A 24,710-nucleotide genomic window follows, 5' to 3' on the forward strand; every position below is an offset into this window, starting at 1 on the left:
AGCGTTGTGCTGAACCACAACGTTGTTTGCACACATAACAAAGGCAATCGCCCACCCTGAGAAAGTTTGCGATCGCCTTTTACCCTTTTATCAAGGAACTCTATTATGCCTTATACAACACATACACAGCAAGCTTCTGTTAATGAGCAAGCCCTAGCCCAAGCAGAACTATACACCCACCTCGAAACTCAAGCCGAAGCTGTAGCTCCAACCCAAGATCCTCTCACCAGCAGAGATCGCCGCATCATCGGTGAGATTATCGAAGTTGAACCCGAATCAGTTCGCACTATCTGGATCGAAGGCGGGATTACAGTCTGGGTGCAGTTTGTGGAAGGCGGACGACTACCATTTGACCGCAACTGGTTCGCTACAAGAGTTGCAGAGGTCAAAGCGACTCTGCCAGAAACACCACTAGAACGAAACGAACGCCTGAGCGATGAATTGGAAAAAGCTTGCACTGTTTTTGGTCTGTACCACGGCGAAGTTGACTGGTTAAGTTTCAGCACCAAACTCTACCAAGATGGGCGTTTTGTCGGCTTCGTCGGGTGCAATCAAGAAGTTTGGTACGCAAGACCAAGACAGTACGGACTCAATCGCGTGGCTGCGAGTGCAGAACAGGTGATTGCGTCGTTAGGAGTCCGAGCGACGGTAGCGGCGTAAGTTGCTGCAAGTGAGAAAGGCGATTGCACACCAAGCAACTGCAATCGCCTCCAAAATTCAATCGCTACTTTAGAAATACCAATCATGACATAAAGTGCAGCAAGTAACCTTTTGCTTCAAGTAGGTGACTATCAAGAGAAAATTCTCCTACCTCCGACAGATGCGAATGCAGAGGTCATGGAAATCCCTAGTACTGGAAGTGAGAAAAAGCGATTGCTCCCCCTAGAGTTATGCAATCGCCTCTACAACGAAATTTAAACAATCCAAATCATCATGCCACATCAAATATGATTAGCCCATTTTCTCTTCAACAAGCCGATTGGGATGAATCCCCAGAGAAAATTTTTCTCCCGCCAACAGACCCGAATGCAGAGATTATCGAAATCCCTGGTTACATACTAGTTTACGTCAATGGAGCTTGCCCCAAAACTTATCGAGTCTACACAGATGATTCCATGATTGGGGTGATATTTCAGCACATCACCCACTGGTCAAATGCGGTAGATAAGATTCGATACGCCGAGCCGGTTGATGCAGCAGTCGGGTTGGATGAATTTATGAAGGTGACAAGGATATCAAAAGCGACTACAGAACAACCACTCACGGAAGAAGAGTTGCTTGATAAGGAATTTGATTCGCTGACCGATGAAGAATGGGAACGGCTAAGGAAGTACGTTCCACAAGCGAAACATTTGGTTGCAGCATAAGAAAACGGGTGGGCAGGACAGACCCACCTGTGTGGCAAGGAGCAAACTTAAATTTTATCCAAATAGGAACACCACAATTCATTGAATAAGCCAATGGAACCGATAGAAATACTGAACCAATTCAACTCGTGCTACCTGAATATTCAGACAATTGCACAAGATGAAACTTGGCTTTTGTTAATTGCTGATAAAAAGATTGACCCAGAGGCAGCAACTCACTTGGGCGATACATTGCATTATTTGACCGAGGCAATGGGTTGTGTAGAAAAAATTGTTGAGGTCAAGTTTAATCAGGAATCAAAATCATGAAACTCTATGCAACCAGTATTCCTCAAACTTTGCCAACTTGGGCAACTGTTATATCGAATGATGCAGGTTTGATTGAAGTGGAAATCAATGATGAAGACCCTGATTTTCACTCAATTATAGAAGAATTATGTACTGAAATCCAACCAGGAGTTATTGGTGTAAAAGCTAGCGATTTATGTCTCGTCCTCAGCATTGAGATGATTGATACTAACGAAAAAAATCGATAACCAAAATGAAATTTACAACTGTATCTGTTAGTTACTCCAGAAAATTTAATCTAGGCGACTATGAATCTCTGGAACTGGGTTGTTCTCTATGGGCGCAAGTCGAGGATGGGGAAGACGCAGATGGAATAACGCAATTCCTCTATCAACAAGCTAAAACTTCAGTAAAACAAGCAGCAATGCCTGTGCTAAAAGCCTCAGAGTTTCAGATAAATAAAGCTAAGTCTAGCAAAAAAGTGTCTGGTGATATCAACGAAAATGATTGGTAGAGTGAGAGGAGCCGGACAATGCAAGAACTAATCAAAGCTTTAATCAAGGCAAAGGCAGAGTTTAATCCGATTCAAAAGGACGGTACTAATCCTCACTACAAACGCAAATATGCAACCCTAGACGCTGTGTTAGATGCTGTCACTCCTGCGCTTGGTAAATATGGATTAGTAATAATTCAAACCACCGAAATTTTTGAAGGTAAAACCGTACTGCGGACTCATATTTTCCATGAGTCTGGAGAGAGTATCACCAGCACTTATCCTCTACCCGAAATCAGTGATTCTCAGAAATTTGGTGCAGCATTAACTTATGCACGACGATATGCGGTTTGTGCCATTTTATCGGTGACTGCTGATGAAGACAATGATGCTGAAGGTGCAACTACTCCTCAAAAGACTGAACAACCACAGAATAATATTAGACCCCGCAAAGACAATCAACAGCCAAGAGTTCAGCCAACCAAACAAACTATAACTCCACCATCAATCAACCCAAAGGATTTGCGAGTCAAAGAAGTTCGCACGCTTTTAAATTACCCGTTGGATTTAGTTAAAGAGTGGCTGCATTCTCGAAATGTTACAAGTCCGAGTGAACTTGATTCTGTTCAGATTGATGAACTAGTGAAAACTATGTGTTTGGCTTGGGCTGGTAATAAGTTTGGACATCCTGATCATGCTGTTAATTCTTATCAGAGACACGTTGTTGACGCTGTATTGCGAGGTGTTTCTGAGATGGAAGCAATTCAAGCATGGATGGAAGGTGCGCTTGCACAATTGCCAGAACTTAATTGAATTAATCATATCTTCCCATAACACCAATAAAGAAAATATAATGCCAAGAAAATCCACTTACCCCACCCCTACTGACCAGTCCTCACTATGCCTACAATATCTGCGTCGTTGTGGGGGGAGCGCACGATTGTGTAGTATCAAATTTAGTCTTAGTGTGATTCAAATATTGGTCAATCAAAGAAAAGTAAAGATTGCGAATACAGGTGCAGGTTTCTATGTCCAATTGGAGGATTCTAAATGAAAACACAGAAAGCGACTTATCAATCATCTTTGCCTTCAAACACTCGTAATAAATTAGTTCTTCGTCGGACTCGAAAAAGATTCAACCCCAGAATTCTTCTCGACCGCACCATAGAAACAACTGCAATTGTATCTTTACTTTTTACCGGATTTGCAGGAGTTGGAGCAATGGCTTGTTGGGGACTGGAGATTATTGAAACGAATGCTGACTCCAACATCATCATCTCTGGTTGGGAGCAACAGAAAAACATCTGCCTGGGTGCAATGTTGGTCAGTTTTTCCGTATTCTTAGGCAGTTCTTTAGTCGGAGCAAGCCTCAGTATTCAACGGGATAAATTTTAGGGGAAGAAACAACGATGGAAATCAAGTTAACCAAATCAAAACTCAATGCAACAGTAACGATTTACGACTTTGGGGCTTTATTACGAAGCATGAACCGCCGAAATGCCGATGATTTTCATATAAAGAAGCAAGTCAAATCGTTCAGTTGTACAGAATTTTATTTTGTTCGACAATAGAGAGAAAAACCAATGTCAAAGCTTAAATATTTAAATGTTTTTGTTGCAGCATCAGGAGCAACAGCAATGGCGATCGGCATCATTATCGGTGTTAAAGGAACAATTGCGGGAGAGGGTGCAAAAAGTTGGATTTCTGGCTTGTCTCTGATGCTAGGGGGAGTTGGATTGCAAACAATAGCTCTAGATCGTCTGTTGAAAACTCAAATTGAAGAACAAATCGACAGAACTTTAGAGGAAAGACTCAAAGCGAAACCAAAAGCTTGCAAAGGATGCCGGAATTTTCATGGTATTGAATATGGGAGAGTTAGGCTAGTTTGCGCGATTCATCCGCATGGGGTAGAAGGAGATACTTGCTCGGATCACGAGAAGTTTCCCAGCGCCAAGAAACCAACTGAGTCAAATTAAGCATTCAGTGATTCTGGTTCAGTACCAGATATTTCCAAAACCCGACGTAATCAATATGAACACAAAACAATTGATTCTTAAATCTGCCATTGGAGTTTTCGCATTTTCCACTATTTTGACTGGCTCTCTGGTGGTTTTCGGGCAAAAGAAACCGAACTATTTCAACATCACAATACCTGCAAGTGCAGCGAAGTTGGCTTTGTGTTTCAGCACGATGGAAACTGGATTGACCATGTTTATAGGTAGTCAGATTGAGGCAGCGCAATTTGAAGAATCATTAAAACCCAGACCTGTGCCTCTATCGTGTCGAGGTTGCAGGTACTTTCATGGCGTTGTCTACAACGGTGTGCTTCTCAATTGCGCTGTTCATCCCAAAGGCTGCTTCGGTGATAAATGCCCCGATTGGCAAACATTTAAAAAATCTTTAGAGGAGCAAGAAAATGAGATTAACTTTAAATAATCGCTCTCAAAACAAAGAATCGTCTTTAACTCAAGCATTACGGCAGATACAACAGTTAAACTCCAAGATTGCTGTGTTGGAGCAGCAGCATCAAGATTACGTGCAGAAGCAACAGAATTTAATTCCAGCGATCGCTGAGATTTGTATTTCTCCGATACAGGAAGTGCAGGCGCTGCGGATTCTGATTTATAGGGGAGAAGCAGCTTGTCGGCAGTACTTGCGTTCGCTGTTGGTTAAACAACGTCAGACTTCAAAGAGTTCAAGCACTTATTGATTCCGGTTCTGTACGTGATATTTCCAAAACTCGCTGTAACCAATATGAAATTTGAGCAGATGCAGATTGCTTTTGTTCAGCATCAGTCCAAATATTGTCCCAATGGAATAGCCAACGAGTCAGAAGACGAACTAAATCAACTAATTCACAGGCTCGGTCAATATCATCTGCCTTTACCATATCTGGTACAGTCCACTCAATAAAGTATCGGCTTTCATCAACCAAAGCCAGTATTAAATCCTCTGATGAGCCTTGAGTCCACAAAGATTGAATTTGTGACAAGTGTGTAGCTAGACGACGTAAACGTGTAGTCACATCATCTTGCATAAAAATTTGTTGCTTTGGTGTCACTTCGATCATAAATTTCCTAGGAACTCGTTAATCAGTTGAGCTACCCTTTCTCTAATTTTAGGGTCTAAAAGTTCCATTGATCTATTTTGCCGGGGACGAAGATTAACCATCGACTCATAAATGATTTTTCTACTTATCGGCATAAAACTGGCAGCCCAAATATCTTGTTGTCTACTGCCGTCATCTAGCAATTTTTCTTCACAATCAGCGTGTAGACCACCACCACCAACCAACACCCGACGCTCGATATCAACTGCGGTTCTGATGTAGAACTTGTGCTGTTGCAGCATTTGTTCAAGTTGCTCCGGGGTGGCGCGTTCGCGTAACAGCAAAATCATACAACTTAAAACCTCTATCAAGCAAAGGAATTTTAATTATGAAACAGAATCAAGCACAAGTAATTGTTGTAAGTCTGACTAGCACATTAGCGACCATATCTATCGGGTATTTAGGAGTGCAATTTTTTGGCAAGAATGCAATGTACATGATTGCGACAGGAATGTTGGGGCTGGGTACTGGGGGATCTATTGGTCAGGTTTTGGTAGAGAAAAGGCAGCAGCCAGTAGTACAAACACAATTAAGACAATAATAGGAGCAATCGCATGGAAACTTTAAAAGTTGTCACTATTCCCAATGACTGGACATCACCAAAATACTCGTTCGGGCGAAGAACCAAGCAGGGGATAATTGTTGGGATTCAGTATTATCCACCCAATAGTCTACTGACTGGCTTATGTAACGAATCTTGGCGTTATGCTCTGTTAGATAAAAACGATTTTTCTGAAGTGTCACATCTTGAAGAGGAGAAAATTCATCTAGTTACACCAAGCGAATTACGTGCTGAACTTCAAGCTGAGATTGAAGCGCATCAAATCGAAATTGTAATTCTCAAGCAACAGTTGGAGACAATATCTAATGCTTAAGTAGATGCCCACATACTGAGAAGTGTCTCTAATAATAGATGACTTGAGCAGTGTAGAGCCAACTTTTCACCAGAAATGGAAAAGTCCGAGTTAGAAGAATAATGCTCAACTTTTTACAAAAGATGGCGATTTATCCCATACATTGAAGGAATGGGATAAATCGCCATTTACCGTAAGAATTAATAGTCAATAGTATCGAGTGTACGAAAATCGTAAGAAATTTGCGTAATGACTAATAACTTATGCCACTGCTTCAAGTCATGGTATAAGTTACCAAGCTACTGGTTCCCCAAGATGGAAAAAACCACCACTGGGGCCATCATTTGGCAATATCGCTAATTCAACACCAGTTTTCGCACCGGATACGATGTCCATCATTGCACCTTCACCACCTAATTCCGTTTTTACCCAACCCGGATGAGCGCTATTAATCTTCACCGGAGTATTGCGTAACTCATGAGCTAAATGAATCGTGAATGAGTTCACTGCTGCCTTAGAAGCATTGTAAGCAAATGGTTTGGAATCATAGATGAATGAATTGGGGTCAGCATGAAGTGTTAAAGAGCCTTCAATACTCGACATATTTACAATTCGACCGCTAGGACTATTCAATATTAACGGTAATGCTCGTTGAGTTAATTCCACTAAACCAAAAAAGTTTGTGTTAAATGTCTGTCGAATAATGTTTACAGAAATAGAACTAGCATTACTGGTTAACCAATCACCATCTAAAAACACACCTGCGTTATTGATCAAGACATCAAGTTTCCCAAAAGAGTTACTAATTTGTTGAATAGCAGATTCAATTTGAGTACTATCAGTGACATCCAAGGCAATTGGGTGAGCTATTATTCCTTCGTTCTCTAAGTTACTCACTGCTGTTTTAGCTGCATCTAAACTACGAGTTGCTATCAGAATTGTCAATCCATGTTGTCCGAGTTGGCGACTCATTTCTAGCCCCAGACCTTTATTTGCACCAGTAATCAAAGCTACTTTGTTCTTTAGTTCGTCCTGCACCATGATTAAGCACTCCTGTGTAGTGATGAATTTAGATCACATTTCAGTACAAGATGTTTAAGCTGAGTTTAAATACTGGGTTAATCGTCCCACAAAGTTTAAATATTGGAAACCTAGAAGAAAGGCTAGGTAAAACAGCACACACTTGTTGGCAAAACAAAAAAGTAATTCAAATAGGATTATTGCGATGAGCTTGACTATACGGAAATTTTCTCACTAGCCGCTTAATGTATAATTTCTTTCCTTAACGAATCTGCGGTTCACAGATTAACCATGCCACCGGCTTTCCTCTGTTTCAATAACTTATACAAAAGATTACACTTTTTCATCTGGGCAATGGGATTATGAAAAAAAATGCCAAGGAAATATAATTTTTCGATTAGTTTATGCCCAAAGAAACATTCCCTTCATCATTTGAGTGTGATTGTGGCTATCAACTTCATTTTTTCGAGAACACAATTAAGGAAATAAAGTTGATGAGTAAACAGAAAAAAACTCTCCTTACTGATGGAGCAACTCCAGAACACACTATCGTATTTGAGCATGGGTTGATGGTCGATATCCAGTGCCCTAAACAAAAGAAGAAGAAAAACTTGCAAAATAAAAAATAGAAAGCTTGGGAAATAAAATCCAGCATCAGTCATGAAAAGCTTGTAAGGGATAGAGTATAGCGAATCCCACACTTAAAAGCAGGCGTTCCGTGAGCGTCAGGGGCTGTCGATCCCACTTCATAAAAAAGCCCTAAAAACGGGGCTTTTTTTCATCCCTATTTTTTTTCGTCAAGTGGGCCGCTTTTCGCGTGACACCCATTCTGTATGGCTTTGAGTACTGTCCCTGCACGCTTATGTCACAGTTCAACTGTGCCGCTTTTTGTGACATTAACGGAAACACAAGGGTTCTGGGCGTTGTTGACATCATGCCGCTTTTTGTGACATCTATACACAGCAGGGGTTTTGGATGTCACGGCACACCTGCCGGAATTCTGTACCGCTTTGCGACAGAGCAGTGCAAAAAAAAAGAGCGGCTAGAAATTAGAATTTAGGAGTCAGAAATCAGGAAACAAGAACCGGTATTCTGTCCAAAAAAGTCGTGCTTTTGTGACTTGAACCATTAAATGAGCTTTTAGCTCAAGATATGCTTCGCAAAGTAGGTTTTCATTTTATGGTTCACTATGTGATAACGAGTTTATTTTAATAATGATAATCATATAGGGGGGTAGGAGGTGTTGTGCGAGCTACGCTCGCACAACACCTCCTAATTTGATTATCATTTTTATTTAATGAACCCAGAGGATAGCGATCGCCCACCAGAATTATCATAGGTAGACTCAATTCCTATAAAAACGATGGTTCTGAATCATAAGTAGAGCCTTGTGAACCATATCTTGGAATAAAAGTTGATAATTATGCTGTTATTTGAGGGTTGCTTATTTGAAGTTTTGCTCACAAGGGTTTTTTAAACTTAGGCTCATATTATGGTGCAAAAAATCAACTCTAGCTCATTATTTAATGCAAAGTTTGATATCTGTTGTAGCTATAAAGCTTAATCTGGCGTTACTTATGGCTTATTTTATGGTTCACAAGTTGGCTCATTTAATGATTCAAGTCACAGCTTTCTAGAGTTTAGTAGAGAGCGTCCTAATTCTTGGTTCTGAATTCATCTTTAAGAAGCGGCATTTCCTAATTCCAGCCATCTAATTAGTTCTTGTGGGGGAATAATTCTCGATACAGAGAAGGGAATACTGTGTTTTTCAGCCCAACGATACACAGTTCGCAAGCTGATTTTACGCTTTGTTCTGTCGTAGATAAAATTCGGAAGTTCTCGCCCAGATAACGGAAAATCTGGTTCTTCTAAGTCGATACCAAATTGGGCAAAACGCTCTTGATCTTTTTTGAGTAACAATGAAACGTCTGACAAAGAATACCTTTTGAACAGATTTTGACTTTTGAGATATGCAAGCCCTAACAAATAGCAGCATTCTTTCAATCTCACCTGTCGGGCATACTGCTGTACACCACATATCCTTAACCATTTTCGCCAAGCTCTAATACTAATGCTTTTACCTAAGACGTGTTCACAAGCTGTTTTTACCCAAGCAAGATTATACATATCTTGATACATATTGCCTCCATTGAAGAAGAAGTCAGAAGTCAGAAGTCAGTAATCTTGACGTTGCGCTATCCGCCAGCGATGCACTGAGTTTCGGCTACGTGATAATCGAGCAAAGTCGAGATTCAACTACCGCTATTCGTTGTGTCGCACAAAATACCCTACTGAATTCTGGCTCCTGACTCCTGTTTTGATAATGTAATGCCCAGGTTTCCCTGGGCGCTCCGTCTTTGTTAGTCTTCTACAGCCTCAGCGTCGTTCACCGCCTTAGAACGAAGGCGTTTGTTAATCATTCTCTTGTTACTGCGCTCGACATAAATGCCAAAACCGTTTTCCCAAAATACACGATGTAGTTCTGATAATTTCCACCCCTCAAACTCGGCCAGTTCTTCTGCTTCTTCAAAGAGTGCTGTTGGCACGTAAAGTTCAATCCTGGTCATTCCCTGTGCTTTTGTTCTAGGCATTGTTGCATCCATATTTAATCACCCAGATTATCGAATGAGATTGGTTATGGGACAAGAACCCTACAAATAAATATCTTTAGGTTCTTATGTGATATGTAGCCAATATAGACTATATTAGTGGTGTAGTACCATATAAGAAACACAATAATATGAAAAAAATCAAACAAATACTTACTTTGCAAGGGATTGAGTTCGATGAGGGCGATATTTTGTCCGCCGCATCAGCTATTGGCATGGATGTTGATAATTTGAATGATGCCGAAGCCCAAGAAGTGGCAATTCAAGTTGCACAAGCCAAGAAATCAACTGCTCTGACCACTGCTAATGGCAAGTCCAAAAATGGCAACGGTAAGTTAGGTAAAAACTCACCCCGCCGTAAATCCACTCCTCCATTACAAGGAGCGATCGCTCATGCATCTCAGGTTTCAAATCAAGAAATTCAATCCTTGGAGGATGTCCTTAACGTCGGGATTGATGCTTACACAACTGATAAAGCCGACCAGTTGTTATCAACGATTCGCAATGCCCCCAAGGACGTGGTGAGTAAGTTTGTCTCTAAAGCGATGGAGGAGGAAGCTGACGTAGACTCCTTTCGTGCAATCGGTGACGAACTCGTTGCGGGTATTTTCGGTATTAGCCCAACAAATGCAGCCGAATAAATTAATTGGATTAGCAGCAGTACTGAATCTGCTGCTATTGACCCTCGTTTTGGGCGTGGCAATATATGGAGCAACAAGACCAAACCCATCGCAAAGCATTAAATATTCACCTGAAGAAGGACGGGGAATTGAATCTGTCAGGGCTGACACTAGAAAATCTGACAACAGAAGAATTCCTGGTAGTCCAGCAAATTATTGATGAGTCGAGAACGCGATCGCAGTCCAATAGACAGATTGAGGAATTGATGCAACGGGGAATGATGGCTCAAACTGCGATCGCAGCTTTTACTGTTTTGATGTTTTCGTTCATGGGGATATATGGCATAACCCGATATATCGGCTCACAAGTTCAACAAGTTCAGCAGACTTATACACAGGAGTCAGGAGTCAGGAGTCAGAATTCAGGAGAACTGAATAGGTAGATTTGAAAAGTGAAAATTCAATGTTTTATAGCCTGTTCGTTTAGTACTACAACTTTTTATTCTGACTCCTGGCTCCTGGCTTCTGACTCCTGAATTTTTTAATTAATAATCGGAGGAAATTATGTTAGGAAAATGGCTTCCTGGTTTGTTTGGCGGTAAAGGTGATGGAGTAGTATCAACGGATTTAAGAGTTGGGGATGCTACCCAAGTTGAGGGTAATTTACCTTCATCAATCCGTGATCGCTACACATTGCCAGCTTACACTACAGCAAAGCAGGTTCTTGATGAAGCAGAAGTGGCTGGCACTCTAAAAGCACAGAAGTGGTTGCACACTAAATTTTCCCGGCACAGGCTCAAGCAGTTGCAATCCTTGGCAGAGATGTATAAAAACCAATTGGCATATTCCCAAGAAGCCATGAAGGTTGAGGAAGATTTGCAGCGAACCAGGGGATTACATGGGGAGGCAGTGATCCGTCATGCCTTTGGTTCCCAGGAACAGCAGCGCCAGTTGGGGGGATATGAGAAAGCATTTGATGAAGTAGGTGACTCATTCAGGTTCTAGGTTATGCAAATCAAGCTCTCTCATATAGGATATGCAGTGTCTGGGGTTGGCTTTTCTATGTTTATGGGTTATTTATCCGTTGCCAGCCCCGTTAGTCGATACATTCTTTGGTTTATTGGCATAATCTCCATCTGCTGCATAGTTCTGGGGTTATTCAACTTTGGCGGTTTAGTCATTAAAGGTTTTGGCTTCAACCGTAAAACTTTCACCATTGGCTTGATGCCTGGGGTGATATTCCTGTTTGTCTTCTTGACTTTAGTTGCAGCTGGTGTTGCTTTAGGGGTGAGGTAAAAATGACATTTGAACTGGAACGACTAACTGCCAGTAGTGCCATTCATGCAGAACGGACTATTTTATGTTCTTTAGGAGCGAGTGCAGTGTTATGTCTGTCTGCTCCTTTTTTCTTAAACACTGATCGAATAACAACCGGAATCTTACTCGGCGCTGGGACGGTCAGTGCTGGGTTGTTTGGGGTATCCGCTCAAATCAGCGAAAGTAAGGAAAAAGTTTACCAGTCTTTGCTAGAAGCTGACTTAAAAGCACTCAAACAGCATTTACAGGGTCAGGCAGCATACAATTATGTCACCACTGCGATCGCTGCCAAACGCCGAGTTGCTGATTATGTGAATCGGCTACCAATGCAAGAGCGCCCCCGGTGGATAGCTGAATATCAGTTGCAAGGGTTGGTTACACTCCCAGAACCACCAGCACAACAATCACCCTCACCGACTGGTATTCCCAATCCCGATATTGCTGACATTGATGAAGAGTCGGTACAGTCGGTGATTAATCCGGGTGCGATGAAAGTTCTCCAAGCGATCGCAGCTAATTATCCTGAGTACATCAGAATTGATGGTGCTTGGATTGATGAACTGTGTGATGCTGCATCTAATCAAAATATGACCCTTCGCAGTAATCACCATTTCTACATTTCTGGTGGCACACAATCCGGCAAGTCAACTCTGGCTGGAGTGATTATTAATAAAATTGCTGCAAAATCTCAAACACCAGCAATTGTGATTGGCAGCGATCCAAAAGATGATGTCACCAGATGGCTGTGCAAGTTTAGCCGTAAGTTTGACGGCATGAAAGAACTAAAAAACTGGATTACCTTTGCCACAGACCAAATTGACAAGCAGAAAGCCAGAGTATCAATTGTTGGTGGTGAATGTCAGGGCGTTCCCGAATTATTTCTTGCTCAAGATGAGGTGGACTCTGTATTTGGTGGTGGCAAGGGACTTCCGGGAATGGTTGATGCTGATACTGCCAAAGACTTGCAAGGTTTTTGGAACTATATCATCAAATTCACTGCTGGGTTAAAAGGTCATGGTTTATTTATGGGCCAGTCCCCGCTCTCTGGGGAAACCGGATTTAGCCGCCCGTCCTTGAAAAATGTTTGCTTTATTGCGATGGGGCAGACATCGAGTTATATCCTTGACCATCCCCAAGATTTTGTAAACGTTAAAAAGGAGATTTTGGAAGTCTTGCGACAGGCTTGCGAAATGTTAGATAAAGCCGGAGTTCGATATGCCCTAGTAATTCCAACTCGTGGTAATCCTTTTGTTGCTCTAATACCTGAATTTGATATCAAGGGTCTGGAACAAAAACAGGATTCCAAACCGAATAGTGACACTGTTGATAGTTCTAAAAATAATCAACAATCTTCACAGCAGCAGGTTGACTGGTATGAAGAAATTAGAAAGTGGGCAACAGAATTAGGGAGAAGACCACATTTTCAGGAAATTAAACAGAAGTGGCAGGAATTAACGGGGCAAGAGTTAAACGAAAAGGGGGTGACTCTATTACTAGAAAATCTCGGCTACCCAGACAATTAAACTGGAATGCTCGATATGGTAATCCCAAACAGTACAAGAAACAAGTAGCAATCGCTCACCGAAAAACTCACAATTATTGTGTAGTCTGTCTGACTAAGAAAAGTGAAGAGATCCATCACGCTTACTACGGCAATGATGTTATTGGAGTATCAACATTTCCTACGTGCTACCGTTGTCATAACGAGATTTGTCATAGTCCAATCAACTGGATAAAAAGCCGTAGTAATCCTGTTTGGGGTAATCGCAATACTGACGAATTTATTACGAGATTGAGGCTGGGATATCAGCTACTTTATGGAGGTGTTATTTGGTGATTAAGCTATTAATAAAGTATGCGCCTGACTCCGTTGTGGATGCTGTAAATGATATTTCTTTAGCAGAACTGGACAAGCGAGGTTTAATAGTCTGGACAGACGCACCGCCACTAGAGCCAGAAGCTGAAAACTCAGCATTTAATTTGGCTTCTCGTTTCACGGAAGTAACGCCTGATAATCTGCTAGAACTTTTCATGACTATTGCTCAAATATACACAAACTACGGCGATTGTTTAGCCTTGAGATACTTGATGGAATTATCGGCAGAATACTTTGGATTGATCGGAGTTGAATAAAATGTATAACGAATACGACAATTTGAGTTTTGAAGAACAATTACACCTGACTGAATCCCAAATCATACAACGACACAATCAGCAGATGTTCTTGCGCCGAAATGCCCAACTGTTGCAGCAGGAGTTAGAGCTTGAAGCCGAACTATTAGAAGAAAATCCAGAGTTAGCCCAGATGATTCATTCTCTTAATATGCAGGAGATTCAGAGTAATCAGCGAGGGCTAGAGAATGTTTTAGGCTTAGAAGAATCAGCGTCAAAGAAGCAAAGTGTTTGGAGTAAGTTTTTTCCGGGATTGGGTGGGGGATAAATCTAGTGGGAAGTTATAATATCTCTTTTTAGAAACTGCTCTTAAAAGAGATAAAATATTAATTAGAATAAATAGCTTTCATAGTAATTTAAATGACTCGATTTATTCATGATCAATTTGCTAAAGACTATTTGGAAGAGTTACTAAAACCTTATGGGGAAGTAAAAGCTTCTAGCCGTGTAGCTGGTGAGATTAGAGAAATTGATGTTTTATTTTCTCCTACCCAACAAGCTAATAGTTTAGAGATGCTAGGAATTCTGGGAAGATTTGCAGCTACACCTGCTATTTTTGAACCCTTACGGGTTCGCCAGTCGCTCATGGGGGAAACCCCCAAGACCGCGCTGGCTCACCATTTCGCAATCCTGCCTCTGAAGAGGAAATCTGTGATTGTTTGCTGAAATTATTGGAAGTAAGAGGTGCTTTACAACGCGAAGCTAATCGCAATAAAATCTCTATTAAAGAATTAGAAATTCCGAAATTGTGGATACTTTCTCCAACCGTATCTGTGAGAATAGTTTCAGGTTTTAGTGCAATTCAAGCATCTAATTGGGTGTCTGGAGTATACTTAATGGGGGAGTATTTGCGAACAGCTATCGTTGTAATTCATCAACTGCCACGTACTCAAGAAACTTTGTGGCTAAGAATCCTCGGTCGAGGGAAAGTACAAAAGCAGGCTATTGATGAATTAGAAGCGCTATCATCTAATCATCCGTTTCGGAAAGCCACACTAGAATTACTGTACAATTTACAGCAGAACTTGGTAATGTCTCAAATTGAAGAATCAGATGATAGGGAGTTGATTATGCGATTAGCACCACTTTATCAGCAAGATAGAGAACAAGCTGTACTGGAAGGAGAACAACGTTTAATTATACGTCAACTAAATCATCGCTTTGGTGAGATTGACTCTTCAGTAATTGAGCGAATTCGAGGTTTATCTACTGACCAATTGGAGACTTTAGGAGAAGCCTTTTTAGATTTTTCATCCCTCACTGATTTAGAAACTTGGTTGGATCAAAATCTCTAAATAAAAAGCTTGTGCTATTATCTCTTGCGTGGAAAGTAGATGCGCTCTTATCAAGGAGATTTGGGGCAAGGGAGAAAAGCTTCGCCGTGAGCGCAACTTCTCTTCTTAGGCTGCGCCCTAAGCGTAACTATGCCGCAGGCTTTACGACAAAGTTTACGGTGAATCAGTCGAACGATAAAAAGCTATTTAAGAACAGTAGTTGCACCATCATTTTTACCTTTTCCCCTCTTGTTTGTACCTTGTGTCACCTTCGATTCTGATTCTTGCTTACTGGAGTTAACCATTTTCACCAAGGAAGAATGTAGTTAGTGTATGCCCTGGCCCTACTTCTAGTAAGACTTGCTCTGGCGTTGCCAATAATTTCTCTACACCTTGGGCAAACAGTACTGTGGAACGCAGATGTTGAGCGTAGTAGTCAGGATTTGTGGCTTGGGTGACTGTAATCCAAGTACCAGTTAGGTTGGAAATATAAGGAATTTTTGGGGGATTTAAAGTAATTTTTTTTACTTGCTCTGTAAATACCTCTAAAATTGGTTCCATCATTTGCGAATGGAAAGCATGGGAAGTATGCAGTTGGCGAGATTCAATCCCTTGAGCAGCAAGCTGATTTTGTAGTACCTCTATTGCTGCTATGGAACCGGAAACTACACACTGCGATCGCTGATTAATCGCAGCAACAGAAAGTTCTGAACCTAACAGAGATTGTACCTTGTCTGCGGACAGAGGAACTGAAAGCATTGCTCCAGTGGGAAGTTGCTGCATCAACTGTCCGCGTGTTGCTACCAGAGATAAGGCATCTTCTAGAGAAAAAACTTCTGCAAGAGTTGCGGCTACATACTCGCCAATACTATGACCGATCGCAGCTTCGGTTACATTCTTTCTTACAATTATCCAATTGAAATCAACTGTATTCAGCTAGGCTTAATCTAAATGACGCGACAATTCTGGCAATACCACAACGTCTTACCAGCTTATGTCCCAGACAAAGCATTTTCTAAATCAGCTTGCAAGTCTAATACATTCTCAATACCCACAGAAAGACGGACTAAATTATCATTAATTCCCCGCTTATATCTTTCTGCATCTGGTAAAGAACCATGAGTCATTTTCGCAGGATAACAAAGTAATGACTCTACACCTCCTAAACTTTCTGCTAACAAAAACAGCTTGAGACGAGCAGCAAATTTTTCCACTTCTGCAAAACCGCCTTTTAATTCCAAACTAATCATTCCACCAAAACCAGACATTTGTGATTTTGCCAATTGGTGCTGTTCGTGGCTAGGTAAACCGGGATAATAAATACGCTCGACTTTGGGATGTTGTGCTAAAAATTTAGCTAATACTAAAGCATTTTTTTCGTGTTCTCGCATTCTCACAGCTAGAGTTTTAATTCCTCTCAGTACTAACCAGCTATCAAAAGGACTAGGAACTGCCCCAATTGCATTTTGATAAAATTTCAATTCGGTATATAGTTGCTGATTAGATGTCACAACTGCACCGCCAATAACATCGCTATGTCCTCCTAGATATTTGGTGGTGCTGTGGACTACAATATCTGCACCCAATTCCAGTGGTCTTTGAAAATAAGGACTGGCGAAGGTATTATCAACTACTAAAATGATATTGTGTTGACGAGCAATTTTTACTAACGCAGCAATATCAATTATTTTTAACAAGGGATTGGTTGGAGTTTCCACCCAAATCAATTTAGTCTGGGGTTGAATAGCAGCCTCAAAGTTAGAGATATCATCAATATCTACATAAGTGGTTATTACATCCCAATTTTTCACTACTTTTTCTAACAAACGATAAGTACCACCATATAAATCATCCCCAGCAACAATATGATCGCCACTTTTGAGTAAACTTAAAACTGTGGTAGTAGCAGCTAATCCAGAGGCAAATGCTAAACCAAATTTAGCGTTTTCAATAGCAGCTAAAGCTTCTTCTAAAGCATTTCGGGTAGGATTTCCCGTGCGAGAATATTCATATCCTTTGTGTTGACCTATTGCGGCTTGCTCGTATGTAGAAGTTAAATAAATCGGCACAATCACAGCACCTGTTTCTGGGTCTGATGGTTGTCCTTCATGAATTGCTTTTGTTTCAAATTCCATTTTTTTCTCGTCTTAGTTTTGACTAATCCAATATCTAATTAAATCTGCTCTGGTAATTAATCCAATAGGAGTATTATGCCGCGTAATAATAATTCCTGTAGTTCCAGATAAAAGCACTCGATAGGCTTCTGCTACATCCACATTTTCATCGAGAATTGGTAGCGGCTTACCCATCACAGCTAAAACTGTTTGGTTAGAAAAATTAATTCCGTCATGCAGAAATTTCATTAACGATGCCTCATTCAAGCTACCTACTACTTGATTGTGATCAATAACAGGTAACTGGGATATATTTAGCTTTTGCAGCAGATTTGTGGCATTAATTAAAGTATCATTGGAACTAATAGCTACTAAAGAAGGGAAATCAGTTTTTTGTTGTAAAACTTCTTCAACCTTGATAGTTTTTACAGTTTTACCTTCCCAAAAACTATTTTCCTGCATCCAGACATCAGAGTAGATTTTATTAATGTAGTTTCTGCCTGTATCGGGTAATAAAACTACAATATACTTTGGCTGTGATAGTCGATTTGCATACTTGAGAGCTGCGGTTACTACTGTACCACAAGAACCTCCCACTAGTAAGCCTTCTTCTCTGGCTAGACGACGCGCCATATTAAAAGATTCTTTATCAGTAACTCGAATCATTTCATCAACTAATTGACGATTAAAAGTTTTAGGAATAAAGTCTTCCCCAATTCCTTCAACTTTATAAGATTTAGGGCTATCTCCTGATAAAATAGACCCTTCTGGATCTGCACCAACAATTACAATATTGGGATTTTGCTCTTTGAGATATTTTGCCACTCCAGAAATTGTGCCGCCAGTTCCCATACCTGCAACAAAAACTTCAACTTTACCTTGACTATCTGACCAAATTTCTGGGCCAGTAGTTAAGTAATGAGCTAAAGGATTGTGGAGATTTTCAAATTGATTTGGTCTATAAGCGCCCGGTATTTCTTTAGCTAATCTTTCAGCGACACCGTTATAACTTTCTGGAGAATCAGGTGCTACAGATGTGGGTGTGACAACTACTTCTGCGCCATAAGCTTTGAGCAGATTAATTTTATCCTGACTCATCTTATCAGGCATGACAAAAATACATTGATATTTTTTCACTGCGGCGATTAATGCTAATCCTACACCAGTATTACCTGCGGTAGCTTCAATAATAGTTCCCCCTGGTTGTAGTTCACCTGTTTTTTCAGCTTGTTCAATCATTGCCAGAGCAATTCTATCTTTGGTACTACCACCAGGATTCAGATATTCTACTTTGGCATAAATAGGAGATTGGGTATTTTCAGTTACGTGATGCAGTCTGACTAAGGGAGTTTTACCAATTACTTGCAAGATATTTTCGTGAGTAGTCATATTTACCCTCTAGAGTTATGAATCTTTCTTTTTGTTGGATTGAGGGATGTTGAAATTCAGCACTAAGAAAGAAATTAATTTCAGAATGTAAGTTTGAGATTTGACTGTAGCTTTAGTAATTTTTTACTTGCTGTTTGTAATGTTTCTGATTTTTTACTAAAGCAAAAGCGAATAAATGAATTTCCGTTTTCTGGTTGGTTAAAAAAGCTAGAACCTGGAACTACAGCAACACCAATTTCTTTGATTAAATAGTTGGTAAATTCAATATCAGTTTTATAGCCAAATTTAGAAATATCCGCAAATATGTAATATGCACCTTGGGGGACAAAATAAGGAATTCCGACTTGATCTAAAATTTGGAGAATGCTATTTCTTTTATCATGATACAGTCTAGCTAGTTCTTGATAATAAGATGGCGGCAACTGCATGGCGGCTACTCCGGCTCGTTGTAATGGTGCAGGCGCACCCACAGTAAGAAAATCATGAACTTTTCTGATAGCTCCTGTTAATTCAGGTGTTGCTAAAATATAGCCGACTTGCCAACCAGTGACGCTGTAGGTTTTGGAAAGACCGTTAATGGTAATAGTACGATCTGCCATTCCTGGAAGGGTGCCTAGTGCAATATGTTGAGTACCATCATAGAGAATGTGTTCATAGATTTCATCTGTAAATGCGAGAACATCCCACTTTTGACATAGTTCGGCAATTAGGGTAAGTTCTTCACGGTTAAAAACTTTGCCTGTGGGATTGTGTGGGGTGTTGATAATAATAATAGCTTTTGTATTGTTGTTGAAAGCTTGACGCAACTCAGCTTCATCAAATGTCCAGTCAGAGGGATGTAGTGTGACGTATCGGGGTGTCGCACCAGCTAAAATTGCATCGGGGCCATAGTTTTCGTAATACGGCTCAAACACAATCACTTCATCCCCTGCATCAATGGTTGCTAACATCACAGCCGCCATTGCCTCGGTTGACCCACAAGTGACTGTGATTTGTGTTTCTGGATTAATATCTAAACCTAGATACCAACGGACTTTGTGCGCGATCGCTTCTCGAAATGTTTTGTCTCCCCAAGTAATGGCATATTGGTTAACATCTGCCTCAATTGCTTGATAAGCTGCTTGTTTTAACTCTGGCGGACTGCGATCGCAGTTAGCCTCTGTGGCGTTGGTTCATCCTGATAACGTCCCAGCTTACAATGCCATGATTGCCACCCAACTCATCCCTAGCGATCGCAAGATTACCTCAACCCAAGTAATGGAGGTTGCTGCACAATCACCAGTCGGTCGAGCAGTTTATTACGGCGGCATCAATGAATGGATACCAATGCCTCTGTTAAAGAATTTTTCTGGTTATGACCGGGATACCAAAAACTTTATTGACTCTGCACCAAGTAATAAGCAAACCTCTCAAGCTGAAACTAAGGAGTCTTGCACATCAACAACCCAAGCTCAACAGATGTTGGCGCTTTTGGAGAAGACGAAAGCCAATTCAATTGATGAGTTTATCCAAACCGAATTGAAATTAGACGGAGTTCCACCAGAACTAATCCGTTTGGGAATTGAAAAATTACTCCAAAATTCACCAATTAAATACAAATTCGACGGTTGCGATAGTAATCAAAATTAAAATTTGTTGAATAACTTATGCAAGACAAGAATCAAAGCAACTCCCCCTCAGCAGCCTCAAGCCCTTTAGAAAAGTTAACAACGAGTGCTGTTAACTTTATTAACAGTCTCTCTCAAAGCTTTAGACTATCAGAACGCGAATTACTAGTTCAAAAACAGTGGCTAGATAATATGCAAACTAGTAAGTTTCTCAAAGAACAACAGGATTTCATCAATGAAGCTAATCAACAGATGCCTATACTGTTGACTTCCAAATCAAGATTAATAATTCTTGAAGCAATACTTGTCACTCGTGCCAGAAATGGACAACCTATAGATGATTTAGTGAAGGCAATTGAAGTAGTCAAGAAGAACGTTATTGAGATAGATATTCAGCCCAATCTCAATTTAGAAAAAGAGCAAAAAATTCAACCTCAAAAAACCAAAGATACCTTAATTACACATCGTCACTAATACGATTTACCTATTTTGAGCGAAGTTGGTGGTTTAATCACTGATGCCCGAAACCTTATCTTAATTGTGCCTTTAATTGCAGCTCTATCTGTTTTAATTTTGCCTCTTACTAGCCCAAGAATTTGCGATTCTTGGGAGAATACTAGTGGCACTTATGAAAACAATAGCTTGTATTGTCAACTTTTAAGTGATTTGAATCGTTTTTTTCAAGACTATCAGAAGCTCAAGTCAATAACCCACCACTGACCTGAGTAGAGGTGCAGTGGGGGCTTGAAAAACAGTCCTATTTGACCGATGGGATGGTGAGAATTGTCCAGAGTTTATCAATCCCTAGTAACTGGCCAAATCGGTCATTTATTTGTGCCAAAAGTCATGGTCGAATTCATGACTTTTTTCATTAGTTTTTTTGTCAAAGATTTATATAATAGTCGTATTCAAACCAAGTTATCTTGCGATATCAAACCCAAAATTAAGACAGCTTTGCCATTATATTTATATATATTTACCGGATATTTTAAAAATACTAAGTATTAGTTAATAGAGATAAAATAGAGCTATTAACTATGCCTTTTACACCCTATACTTTAGTCTGGACTTTTTTATTTGGCTTACTAAGTCTTAATTTCCAAATACAGATAAATAAATTATCACAGACCCTGTATCCTACTTATAAAACACAACAGTTATTTTCAGAGATTACCAAATCTAATACTCCCAGTACCCCTGCACCTTATAGAGGCGGTGGACGTAGATATTTAATTGAACCTTTCAAAAATATTGAGCCTCTTGTTTAATCTGACTTTTCACAGTATCTAAAAAAATCAGAGGGTGTAGGTGTAGTAAGACTTTCTGTCTTTCCCTACACCTAAACCTGTAACCCTATTTCAGCCTTTCTTTTTCGCTAATTAGCCCCGAAAATATCATCAATAAGTACTTCTTACGAAACTAAATACTGTTGAATTTCAGTTTTTTGACGACGTAGAACAGTCATTGCTTGCTGCTGAATTTGACGAACTCGTTCTCTACTGACATTCAATTTATCTCCAATCTGAGCTAAAGTTAGTTCTTGATCGTTCTCCAATCCAAAACGCAAAATTAATACTTCACGTTGCGTCGGTTTGAGTGATTCTAATAAACTATTTATGTCTTGGCGCAAAAGTTCTTTGGTGATATATTCGTCTGGAGATATGCCCTCATCTGGTAAAAGTTGACTAAGTTCTGTGTCTTGGTTATCTCCAATTTTTACATCTAGAGAAATTGGCTGCTTTGAACTGCTGAGAAAATCCCTAATCTGGCTTGGTTGTAAGTCTAAAGTTTCAGCAATTTCTACAACACTAGCTGGACGACCCAGTGTCTGAAATAATTCTCGCTGTACTTTCTTGATTTTATTCAGTTGTTCGGTGATATGAATTGGCAAGCGTACAGTACGGGATTTCTCTGCAATTGCCCGTGTCATTGACTGCGTAATCCACCAGTATACGTAGGTGGAAAGCTTATAGCCGCGATTGGGGTCAAATTTTTCCACACCCCGTTGTAAACCTATTGCCCCTTCTTGCAGCAAATCTAAAAATTCCAGATTGCGCTTAGTATATTTTTTGGCAATCGAAACCACCAGACGTAGGTTTGCTGTCACCATTTTTTGTTTGGCTCGTTGCCCAAGATTTTGTATTTGAGCTATTTCCAATTCACTTTTGTCAACATCAACAGCTAATTCGACCATTGTTGGCTCCCGATCTAGTTGTTGGGTGAGTTCATTTTTTCTTTGCTCAATTGCCATGATTTGCTGTACCTGCCTCCCATAAGCAATTTCTTGGTCTGCGCTTAACATTGGATAACGACCAATCTCTTGCAAATAGATACGAACCATGTCTGGACTCAGGCTGGACATACAATAAAACTTTTTTTGATATTTAGACGAATTTAAAAGTATAAATCAAATCGCTGAATTAATTTTCCTGATTTAACAGCTAAAAAATATTAACCTGAGATTGCGATAAATAAATTCAACCTAGAACACAATCATCTATAACGGTATCCAGTGAGCGCTTACTATACTTCCATTCCGAATGGCACGAAGATTTATGTGAAACCTCTTTGCTGACTATCTTGTTGGGGGTAGGGTTGCAGCTTCGTGTGTTCTAGATAATTAAATGCGAGTGCGTCAAGGAGTTCAACATCTTCTTAATTCCCCACACCCGAACTTAGCAACTCCACACCCTTTCATCCAGGAATACCAGGGATTTACGCTTTTCTTCGTGCCATTCCCCTATACCTCATGCCCTATTCGGTAAAAAACTATTTAGGAACAGTAGTCGCGTTGAGTTCATCCCTTTTCCCTTTTCCCCTCTTGCTACTACCTTGTGTCACTTTCGATTCCTCTTCTTTCTTGCTAGAGTTAACCATTTTCACCAAGTGCTGATTTAGATAACTCTGCGCTGAGATATACAAACTTTCCCAAATCTCTTGATTGCGACTTATTTTTGTGCCGACTGTATTTCCTGCTGTTTTCTCCGACACCAAGTATTTACGGAAATAGTTATTCCACAGATGTTGCAGGAAATCTTCGGCGAATTCGTTAAACGGCAGAATCCATTTATAGTCTTTGTCCAAAAATACCCGATAGGACGCAATTATCGGTAGTGCCAGGTCAGTTGGCGCACCAAACCCGAATGAATACTTGCTGTCCGGCAACAACGTAGTTTTACGTATATCAATTGATGCTAAATCGTTAGCACCCTTCCTTCTGGGGTTGCTGATATAGTCTTGGATTATTTCGTAGAGTCTTTGCTCTATCCACAGAGCATGAGTCAAGAGAGGCAGTAAAGCGGTTAATCTTTCCCTTTCTGCGTCTGTGATGTTACTTGGAAGACTCATCCCTGCCGGGTGTTTGGTTCGTTTATTGCCGTCGGGGTTGTATTTATTTCTGTCGAGGCAGTAAAGGAGCTTGAGCAAATGGGTAACATTACACTGGGCGTTTCTGGGAGCGCCGCTTTGATTCTGGTAATAGGCTATTCTAAATTTCCTATCTTCTTTCTGTTCTAACTGGGCTAAATACTGCTTGATGAATTTGTAATCACCCCTGGCGTTGACTTTGGAGCGAGAATCTACTGGCGTTGTAGTATTTGAAGCTAGGGCTATATCTTTAGCTGATTCTTCACTCAATCCGATGTGGATCGTAACTTTTACCCTAGCTTCGGTTAGGTCATATTTGTAATTTTTCGCTTGCTCAAAAGCTAAGACTGTATGCCCCCCGTTGATAATGCCGTCGCTGCCACCCTCGTTAGCTTCTAAGACTTCTAGCTCCAGTTCAGTTTTGTTCTTGACAGGTTTAGCAATATTAGCTGACAGAACGATTCCACTGTGACGAGAGAAGAATTTTTCGGGTTCGGTTGTCAGTGAATCGAACATTTGTCTGTAGGTCGCGCTTTTGCGGTTTGGTTCCCTGATGTTTGGTTCTAGCGGTAGGTCTATAGGGAACGAGTCTACATGAGCAGTGGCGATGATGCAGTTTGGGTTGGCTTGAAAATAGTTATCTATCTTAATGTTCCAAGTCTTGGGCATAGTTGATTTGCAATGTCAGGGGAATTTCTATGTTAACCAAAACTAGTAGTTCGCCAACCCAAAATTGCTGGGTGGAGATTGGCAGAGGAGCAGAGGAGAGATTTGTACAAGTTCTTTCCCCCCTGCCCCTCCGCACCTCTGCCCCTCTGCTTGCCACCACGCAAAATTCCCTTGGCAGACTACTAGTATCTGATATCGCGTTTTGAGGTAATGCGAAGTACCGTTGTATGCCAACCCAAAAATGTGCTGTCAAGTCGCAACTCTTGGAGACGCTGCGCGAAGGCTCCAATTCAAAATTAATACCCGAAGGGCACTAAAAAAAGATGAAATCTCGTCAGGGGTATCTTGTTGGGGGTAGGGTTGCAGGTTCGTGTTTAAGACAATTTAATTTGGATTGCGCCAAGGAGTTCAACATCTTCTTAATTCCCCACACCCCAATACC

At 40.6% G+C, this 24,710-nt stretch carries 34 protein-coding genes and 2 pseudogenes; 24 read left to right on the forward strand and 12 right to left on the reverse strand.

The annotated features are described in order from the left end of the window. The first annotated feature begins 105 nt into the window (after positions 1–105). The 10 genes from FD724_RS36345 (at position 106) to FD724_RS36390 (ending at position 4,858) form a co-directional block, all read left to right on the forward strand. Positions 106–660, forward strand: coding sequence for a hypothetical protein (locus tag FD724_RS36345; RefSeq protein WP_179076511.1), 555 nt, complete (start codon positions 106–108; stop codon positions 658–660). 230 nt (positions 661–890) lie between these two features. After that, positions 891–1,367 (forward strand): hypothetical protein, encoded by a 477-nt coding sequence (locus tag FD724_RS36350; protein ID WP_179076512.1) that lies wholly within the window; start codon positions 891–893, stop codon positions 1,365–1,367. 93 nt (positions 1,368–1,460) lie between these two features. Next, the gene (locus FD724_RS36355; protein ID WP_179076513.1) at positions 1,461–1,676 is read left to right on the forward strand and encodes a hypothetical protein; all 216 of its coding nucleotides are present in this window, start codon (positions 1,461–1,463) and stop codon (positions 1,674–1,676) included. Then, on the forward strand, positions 1,673–1,903 hold the full coding sequence (locus FD724_RS36360; RefSeq protein WP_179076514.1) for a hypothetical protein: 231 nt from the start codon (positions 1,673–1,675) through the stop codon (positions 1,901–1,903). The genes FD724_RS36355 and FD724_RS36360 overlap by 4 nt, the downstream gene beginning before the upstream one ends. 5 nt (positions 1,904–1,908) lie before the next feature. Continuing rightward, positions 1,909–2,169 carry a hypothetical protein gene (locus FD724_RS36365; protein ID WP_179076515.1) on the forward strand — a complete coding sequence of 87 codons (261 nt, stop codon included), beginning with the start codon at positions 1,909–1,911 and terminating at the stop codon, positions 2,167–2,169. 18 nt (positions 2,170–2,187) lie between these two features. After that, positions 2,188–2,961 carry an ERF family protein gene (locus FD724_RS36370; RefSeq protein WP_179076516.1) on the forward strand — a complete coding sequence of 258 codons (774 nt, stop codon included), beginning with the start codon at positions 2,188–2,190 and terminating at the stop codon, positions 2,959–2,961. A gap of 237 nt (positions 2,962–3,198) precedes the next feature. Further along, on the forward strand, positions 3,199–3,543 hold the full coding sequence (locus FD724_RS36375; RefSeq protein ID WP_179076517.1) for a hypothetical protein: 345 nt from the start codon (positions 3,199–3,201) through the stop codon (positions 3,541–3,543). Positions 3,544–3,731: 188 nt separating this feature from the next. Beyond that, on the forward strand, positions 3,732–4,124 hold the full coding sequence (locus tag FD724_RS36380; RefSeq protein ID WP_179076518.1) for a hypothetical protein: 393 nt from the start codon (positions 3,732–3,734) through the stop codon (positions 4,122–4,124). 55 nt (positions 4,125–4,179) lie between these two features. Then, complete coding sequence (locus FD724_RS36385; RefSeq protein ID WP_179076519.1) at positions 4,180–4,584, forward strand: hypothetical protein; 405 nt, start codon at positions 4,180–4,182, stop codon at positions 4,582–4,584. Next, complete coding sequence (locus tag FD724_RS36390; RefSeq protein WP_179076520.1) at positions 4,565–4,858, forward strand: hypothetical protein; 294 nt, start codon at positions 4,565–4,567, stop codon at positions 4,856–4,858. The genes FD724_RS36385 and FD724_RS36390 overlap by 20 nt, the downstream gene beginning before the upstream one ends. On the opposite strand, the gene FD724_RS36395 is transcribed toward FD724_RS36390, so the two are convergent. Together FD724_RS36395 and FD724_RS36400 are read right to left on the reverse strand one after the other, a co-directional pair. Then, positions 4,844–5,218, reverse strand: coding sequence for a hypothetical protein (locus FD724_RS36395; RefSeq protein ID WP_179076521.1), 375 nt, complete (start codon positions 5,216–5,218; stop codon positions 4,844–4,846). The genes FD724_RS36390 and FD724_RS36395 overlap by 15 nt on opposite strands. Continuing rightward, complete coding sequence (locus FD724_RS36400; protein ID WP_179076522.1) at positions 5,215–5,547, reverse strand: DUF5674 family protein; 333 nt, start codon at positions 5,545–5,547, stop codon at positions 5,215–5,217. The genes FD724_RS36395 and FD724_RS36400 overlap by 4 nt, the downstream gene beginning before the upstream one ends. Positions 5,548–5,585: 38 nt before the next feature. Here FD724_RS36400 and FD724_RS36405 point away from each other — a divergent pair, with 38 nt between their 5' ends. Then, positions 5,586–5,798, forward strand: coding sequence for a hypothetical protein (locus FD724_RS36405; protein ID WP_179076523.1), 213 nt, complete (start codon positions 5,586–5,588; stop codon positions 5,796–5,798). A 13-nt stretch (positions 5,799–5,811) separates the two neighbouring features. Next, positions 5,812–6,132, forward strand: coding sequence for a hypothetical protein (locus tag FD724_RS36410; RefSeq protein WP_179076524.1), 321 nt, complete (start codon positions 5,812–5,814; stop codon positions 6,130–6,132). A 270-nt stretch (positions 6,133–6,402) separates the two neighbouring features. Here the strand turns inward: FD724_RS36410 and FD724_RS36415 are convergent, their stop codons facing one another. Then, the gene (locus FD724_RS36415) at positions 6,403–7,152 is read right to left on the reverse strand and encodes an SDR family oxidoreductase (protein ID WP_179076525.1); all 750 of its coding nucleotides are present in this window, start codon (positions 7,150–7,152) and stop codon (positions 6,403–6,405) included. 383 nt (positions 7,153–7,535) lie between these two features. Here FD724_RS36415 and FD724_RS36420 point away from each other — a divergent pair, with 383 nt between their 5' ends. Next, entirely contained in the window at positions 7,536–7,760 is a 225-nt protein-coding gene (locus tag FD724_RS36420) for a hypothetical protein (protein ID WP_179075750.1), read from the forward strand. Between the two features lie 1,051 nt (positions 7,761–8,811). Here the strand turns inward: FD724_RS36420 and FD724_RS36425 are convergent. Further along, complete coding sequence (locus tag FD724_RS36425; RefSeq protein ID WP_114080764.1) at positions 8,812–9,270, reverse strand: DNA-binding protein; 459 nt, start codon at positions 9,268–9,270, stop codon at positions 8,812–8,814. 221 nt (positions 9,271–9,491) lie between these two features. Beyond that, a complete protein-coding gene (locus FD724_RS36430) occupies positions 9,492–9,722 on the reverse strand; it encodes a hypothetical protein (protein WP_256874644.1) in 231 nt (76 codons plus the stop codon). 149 nt (positions 9,723–9,871) lie between these two features. Here FD724_RS36430 and FD724_RS36435 point away from each other — a divergent pair, with 149 nt between their 5' ends. From FD724_RS36435 to FD724_RS36470, 8 genes and pseudogenes are all read left to right on the forward strand, one after another. Then, positions 9,872–10,381: a hypothetical protein gene (locus FD724_RS36435; RefSeq protein WP_179076526.1), complete on the forward strand. Its 510-nt coding sequence runs from the start codon at positions 9,872–9,874 to the stop codon at positions 10,379–10,381. A 65-nt stretch (positions 10,382–10,446) separates the two neighbouring features. Then, positions 10,447–10,803 carry a hypothetical protein gene (locus tag FD724_RS36440; protein ID WP_179076527.1) on the forward strand — a complete coding sequence of 119 codons (357 nt, stop codon included), beginning with the start codon at positions 10,447–10,449 and terminating at the stop codon, positions 10,801–10,803. A 121-nt stretch (positions 10,804–10,924) separates the two neighbouring features. Further along, a complete protein-coding gene (locus FD724_RS36445; protein ID WP_179076528.1) occupies positions 10,925–11,365 on the forward strand; it encodes a hypothetical protein in 441 nt (146 codons plus the stop codon). Positions 11,366–11,368: 3 nt separating this feature from the next. Further along, positions 11,369–11,656: a hypothetical protein gene (locus FD724_RS36450; protein ID WP_104902032.1), complete on the forward strand. Its 288-nt coding sequence runs from the start codon at positions 11,369–11,371 to the stop codon at positions 11,654–11,656. Between the two features lie 2 nt (positions 11,657–11,658). Further along, the gene (locus FD724_RS36455) at positions 11,659–13,200 is read left to right on the forward strand and encodes a hypothetical protein (RefSeq protein ID WP_179076529.1); all 1,542 of its coding nucleotides are present in this window, start codon (positions 11,659–11,661) and stop codon (positions 13,198–13,200) included. Positions 13,201–13,510: 310 nt separating this feature from the next. After that, positions 13,511–13,810 carry a hypothetical protein gene (locus FD724_RS36460; protein ID WP_179076530.1) on the forward strand — a complete coding sequence of 100 codons (300 nt, stop codon included), beginning with the start codon at positions 13,511–13,513 and terminating at the stop codon, positions 13,808–13,810. A 1-nt stretch (position 13,811) separates the two neighbouring features. Further along, positions 13,812–14,117 carry a hypothetical protein gene (locus tag FD724_RS36465; protein WP_179076531.1) on the forward strand — a complete coding sequence of 102 codons (306 nt, stop codon included), beginning with the start codon at positions 13,812–13,814 and terminating at the stop codon, positions 14,115–14,117. A 92-nt stretch (positions 14,118–14,209) separates the two neighbouring features. Then, positions 14,210–15,144, forward strand: a pseudogene (locus FD724_RS36470) (DUF4351 domain-containing protein). Positions 15,145–15,444: 300 nt separating this feature from the next. Here the strand turns inward: FD724_RS36470 and FD724_RS36475 are convergent. The 4 genes and pseudogenes from FD724_RS36475 to FD724_RS36490 all read right to left on the reverse strand — a co-directional run. After that, positions 15,445–16,011 (reverse strand): annotated as a pseudogene (locus FD724_RS36475) (acyltransferase domain-containing protein); the annotation flags it as partial. 104 nt (positions 16,012–16,115) lie between these two features. Continuing rightward, positions 16,116–17,258, reverse strand: a complete 1,143-nt coding sequence (locus tag FD724_RS36480; RefSeq protein ID WP_179076532.1) for a cystathionine gamma-synthase — start codon at positions 17,256–17,258, stop codon at positions 16,116–16,118. Positions 17,259–17,270: 12 nt separating this feature from the next. Further along, positions 17,271–18,626 carry a cystathionine beta-synthase gene (locus FD724_RS36485; RefSeq protein WP_179076533.1) on the reverse strand — a complete coding sequence of 452 codons (1,356 nt, stop codon included), beginning with the start codon at positions 18,624–18,626 and terminating at the stop codon, positions 17,271–17,273. 80 nt (positions 18,627–18,706) lie between these two features. Beyond that, positions 18,707–19,732 carry a pyridoxal phosphate-dependent aminotransferase gene (locus FD724_RS36490; protein ID WP_179076715.1) on the reverse strand — a complete coding sequence of 342 codons (1,026 nt, stop codon included), beginning with the start codon at positions 19,730–19,732 and terminating at the stop codon, positions 18,707–18,709. 55 nt (positions 19,733–19,787) lie between these two features. Here FD724_RS36490 and FD724_RS36495 point away from each other — a divergent pair, with 55 nt between their 5' ends. The 3 genes from FD724_RS36495 to patX all read left to right on the forward strand — a co-directional run bounded on the left by FD724_RS36495 (position 19,788) and on the right by patX (position 21,501). Continuing rightward, entirely contained in the window at positions 19,788–20,255 is a 468-nt protein-coding gene (locus FD724_RS36495; protein WP_256874724.1) for a hypothetical protein, read from the forward strand. A 17-nt stretch (positions 20,256–20,272) separates the two neighbouring features. Next, positions 20,273–20,707 (forward strand): hypothetical protein, encoded by a 435-nt coding sequence (locus tag FD724_RS36500; RefSeq protein ID WP_179076534.1) that lies wholly within the window; start codon positions 20,273–20,275, stop codon positions 20,705–20,707. 563 nt (positions 20,708–21,270) lie between these two features. Beyond that, positions 21,271–21,501 carry a heterocyst-inhibiting protein PatX gene (patX, locus tag FD724_RS42240; protein ID WP_372726551.1) on the forward strand — a complete coding sequence of 77 codons (231 nt, stop codon included), beginning with the start codon at positions 21,271–21,273 and terminating at the stop codon, positions 21,499–21,501. A 143-nt stretch (positions 21,502–21,644) separates the two neighbouring features. On the opposite strand, the gene FD724_RS36505 is transcribed toward patX, so the two are convergent. From FD724_RS36505 to FD724_RS36515, 3 genes are all read right to left on the reverse strand, one after another. Continuing rightward, positions 21,645–22,595: an RpoD/SigA family RNA polymerase sigma factor gene (locus tag FD724_RS36505; protein ID WP_179076535.1), complete on the reverse strand. Its 951-nt coding sequence runs from the start codon at positions 22,593–22,595 to the stop codon at positions 21,645–21,647. 407 nt (positions 22,596–23,002) lie between these two features. Beyond that, positions 23,003–24,268: an AIPR family protein gene (locus FD724_RS36510; protein WP_179076536.1), complete on the reverse strand. Its 1,266-nt coding sequence runs from the start codon at positions 24,266–24,268 to the stop codon at positions 23,003–23,005. Continuing rightward, the gene (locus tag FD724_RS36515; RefSeq protein ID WP_218651559.1) at positions 24,246–24,425 is read right to left on the reverse strand and encodes a hypothetical protein; all 180 of its coding nucleotides are present in this window, start codon (positions 24,423–24,425) and stop codon (positions 24,246–24,248) included. Before FD724_RS36515 ends, FD724_RS36510 begins: the two co-directional genes overlap by 23 nt. Positions 24,426–24,710 lie beyond the last annotated feature (285 nt).

This window comes from Nostoc sp. C057, assembly GCF_013393925.1.
Classification (GTDB): Bacteria; Cyanobacteriota; Cyanobacteriia; order Cyanobacteriales; family Nostocaceae; genus Nostoc; species Nostoc muscorum_A.

What these genes read in the sequence shown, in the direction of transcription:
- FD724_RS36345 (WP_179076511.1), top strand. Translation starts at nt 106, where the DNA reads ATGCCTTATACAACACATACACAGCAAGCTTCTGTTAATGAGCAAGCC.
- FD724_RS36350 (WP_179076512.1), top strand. Translation starts at nt 891, where the DNA reads ATGCAATCGCCTCTACAACGAAATTTAAACAATCCAAATCATCATGCC.
- FD724_RS36355 (WP_179076513.1), top strand. Translation starts at nt 1,461, where the DNA reads ATGGAACCGATAGAAATACTGAACCAATTCAACTCGTGCTACCTGAAT.
- FD724_RS36360 (WP_179076514.1), top strand. Translation starts at nt 1,673, where the DNA reads ATGAAACTCTATGCAACCAGTATTCCTCAAACTTTGCCAACTTGGGCA.
- FD724_RS36365 (WP_179076515.1), top strand. Translation starts at nt 1,909, where the DNA reads ATGAAATTTACAACTGTATCTGTTAGTTACTCCAGAAAATTTAATCTA.
- FD724_RS36370 (WP_179076516.1), top strand. Translation starts at nt 2,188, where the DNA reads ATGCAAGAACTAATCAAAGCTTTAATCAAGGCAAAGGCAGAGTTTAAT.
- FD724_RS36375 (WP_179076517.1), top strand. Translation starts at nt 3,199, where the DNA reads ATGAAAACACAGAAAGCGACTTATCAATCATCTTTGCCTTCAAACACT.
- FD724_RS36380 (WP_179076518.1), top strand. Translation starts at nt 3,732, where the DNA reads ATGTCAAAGCTTAAATATTTAAATGTTTTTGTTGCAGCATCAGGAGCA.
- FD724_RS36385 (WP_179076519.1), top strand. Translation starts at nt 4,180, where the DNA reads ATGAACACAAAACAATTGATTCTTAAATCTGCCATTGGAGTTTTCGCA.
- FD724_RS36390 (WP_179076520.1), top strand. Translation starts at nt 4,565, where the DNA reads ATGAGATTAACTTTAAATAATCGCTCTCAAAACAAAGAATCGTCTTTA.
- FD724_RS36395 (WP_179076521.1), bottom strand. Translation starts at nt 5,218, where the DNA reads ATGATCGAAGTGACACCAAAGCAACAAATTTTTATGCAAGATGATGTG.
- FD724_RS36400 (WP_179076522.1), bottom strand. Translation starts at nt 5,547, where the DNA reads ATGATTTTGCTGTTACGCGAACGCGCCACCCCGGAGCAACTTGAACAA.
- FD724_RS36405 (WP_179076523.1), top strand. Translation starts at nt 5,586, where the DNA reads ATGAAACAGAATCAAGCACAAGTAATTGTTGTAAGTCTGACTAGCACA.
- FD724_RS36410 (WP_179076524.1), top strand. Translation starts at nt 5,812, where the DNA reads ATGGAAACTTTAAAAGTTGTCACTATTCCCAATGACTGGACATCACCA.
- FD724_RS36415 (WP_179076525.1), bottom strand. Translation starts at nt 7,152, where the DNA reads ATGGTGCAGGACGAACTAAAGAACAAAGTAGCTTTGATTACTGGTGCA.
- FD724_RS36420 (WP_179075750.1), top strand. Translation starts at nt 7,536, where the DNA reads ATGCCCAAAGAAACATTCCCTTCATCATTTGAGTGTGATTGTGGCTAT.
- FD724_RS36425 (WP_114080764.1), bottom strand. Translation starts at nt 9,270, where the DNA reads ATGTATCAAGATATGTATAATCTTGCTTGGGTAAAAACAGCTTGTGAA.
- FD724_RS36430 (WP_256874644.1), bottom strand. Translation starts at nt 9,722, where the DNA reads ATGCCTAGAACAAAAGCACAGGGAATGACCAGGATTGAACTTTACGTG.
- FD724_RS36435 (WP_179076526.1), top strand. Translation starts at nt 9,872, where the DNA reads ATGAAAAAAATCAAACAAATACTTACTTTGCAAGGGATTGAGTTCGAT.
- FD724_RS36440 (WP_179076527.1), top strand. Translation starts at nt 10,447, where the DNA reads ATGGAGCAACAAGACCAAACCCATCGCAAAGCATTAAATATTCACCTG.
- FD724_RS36445 (WP_179076528.1), top strand. Translation starts at nt 10,925, where the DNA reads ATGTTAGGAAAATGGCTTCCTGGTTTGTTTGGCGGTAAAGGTGATGGA.
- FD724_RS36450 (WP_104902032.1), top strand. Translation starts at nt 11,369, where the DNA reads ATGCAAATCAAGCTCTCTCATATAGGATATGCAGTGTCTGGGGTTGGC.
- FD724_RS36455 (WP_179076529.1), top strand. Translation starts at nt 11,659, where the DNA reads ATGACATTTGAACTGGAACGACTAACTGCCAGTAGTGCCATTCATGCA.
- FD724_RS36465 (WP_179076531.1), top strand. Translation starts at nt 13,812, where the DNA reads ATGTATAACGAATACGACAATTTGAGTTTTGAAGAACAATTACACCTG.
- FD724_RS36480 (WP_179076532.1), bottom strand. Translation starts at nt 17,258, where the DNA reads ATGGAATTTGAAACAAAAGCAATTCATGAAGGACAACCATCAGACCCA.
- FD724_RS36485 (WP_179076533.1), bottom strand. Translation starts at nt 18,626, where the DNA reads ATGACTACTCACGAAAATATCTTGCAAGTAATTGGTAAAACTCCCTTA.
- FD724_RS36500 (WP_179076534.1), top strand. Translation starts at nt 20,273, where the DNA reads ATGCAAGACAAGAATCAAAGCAACTCCCCCTCAGCAGCCTCAAGCCCT.
- patX (WP_372726551.1), top strand. Translation starts at nt 21,271, where the DNA reads ATGCCTTTTACACCCTATACTTTAGTCTGGACTTTTTTATTTGGCTTA.
- FD724_RS36505 (WP_179076535.1), bottom strand. Translation starts at nt 22,595, where the DNA reads ATGTCCAGCCTGAGTCCAGACATGGTTCGTATCTATTTGCAAGAGATT.
- FD724_RS36510 (WP_179076536.1), bottom strand. Translation starts at nt 24,268, where the DNA reads ATGCCCAAGACTTGGAACATTAAGATAGATAACTATTTTCAAGCCAAC.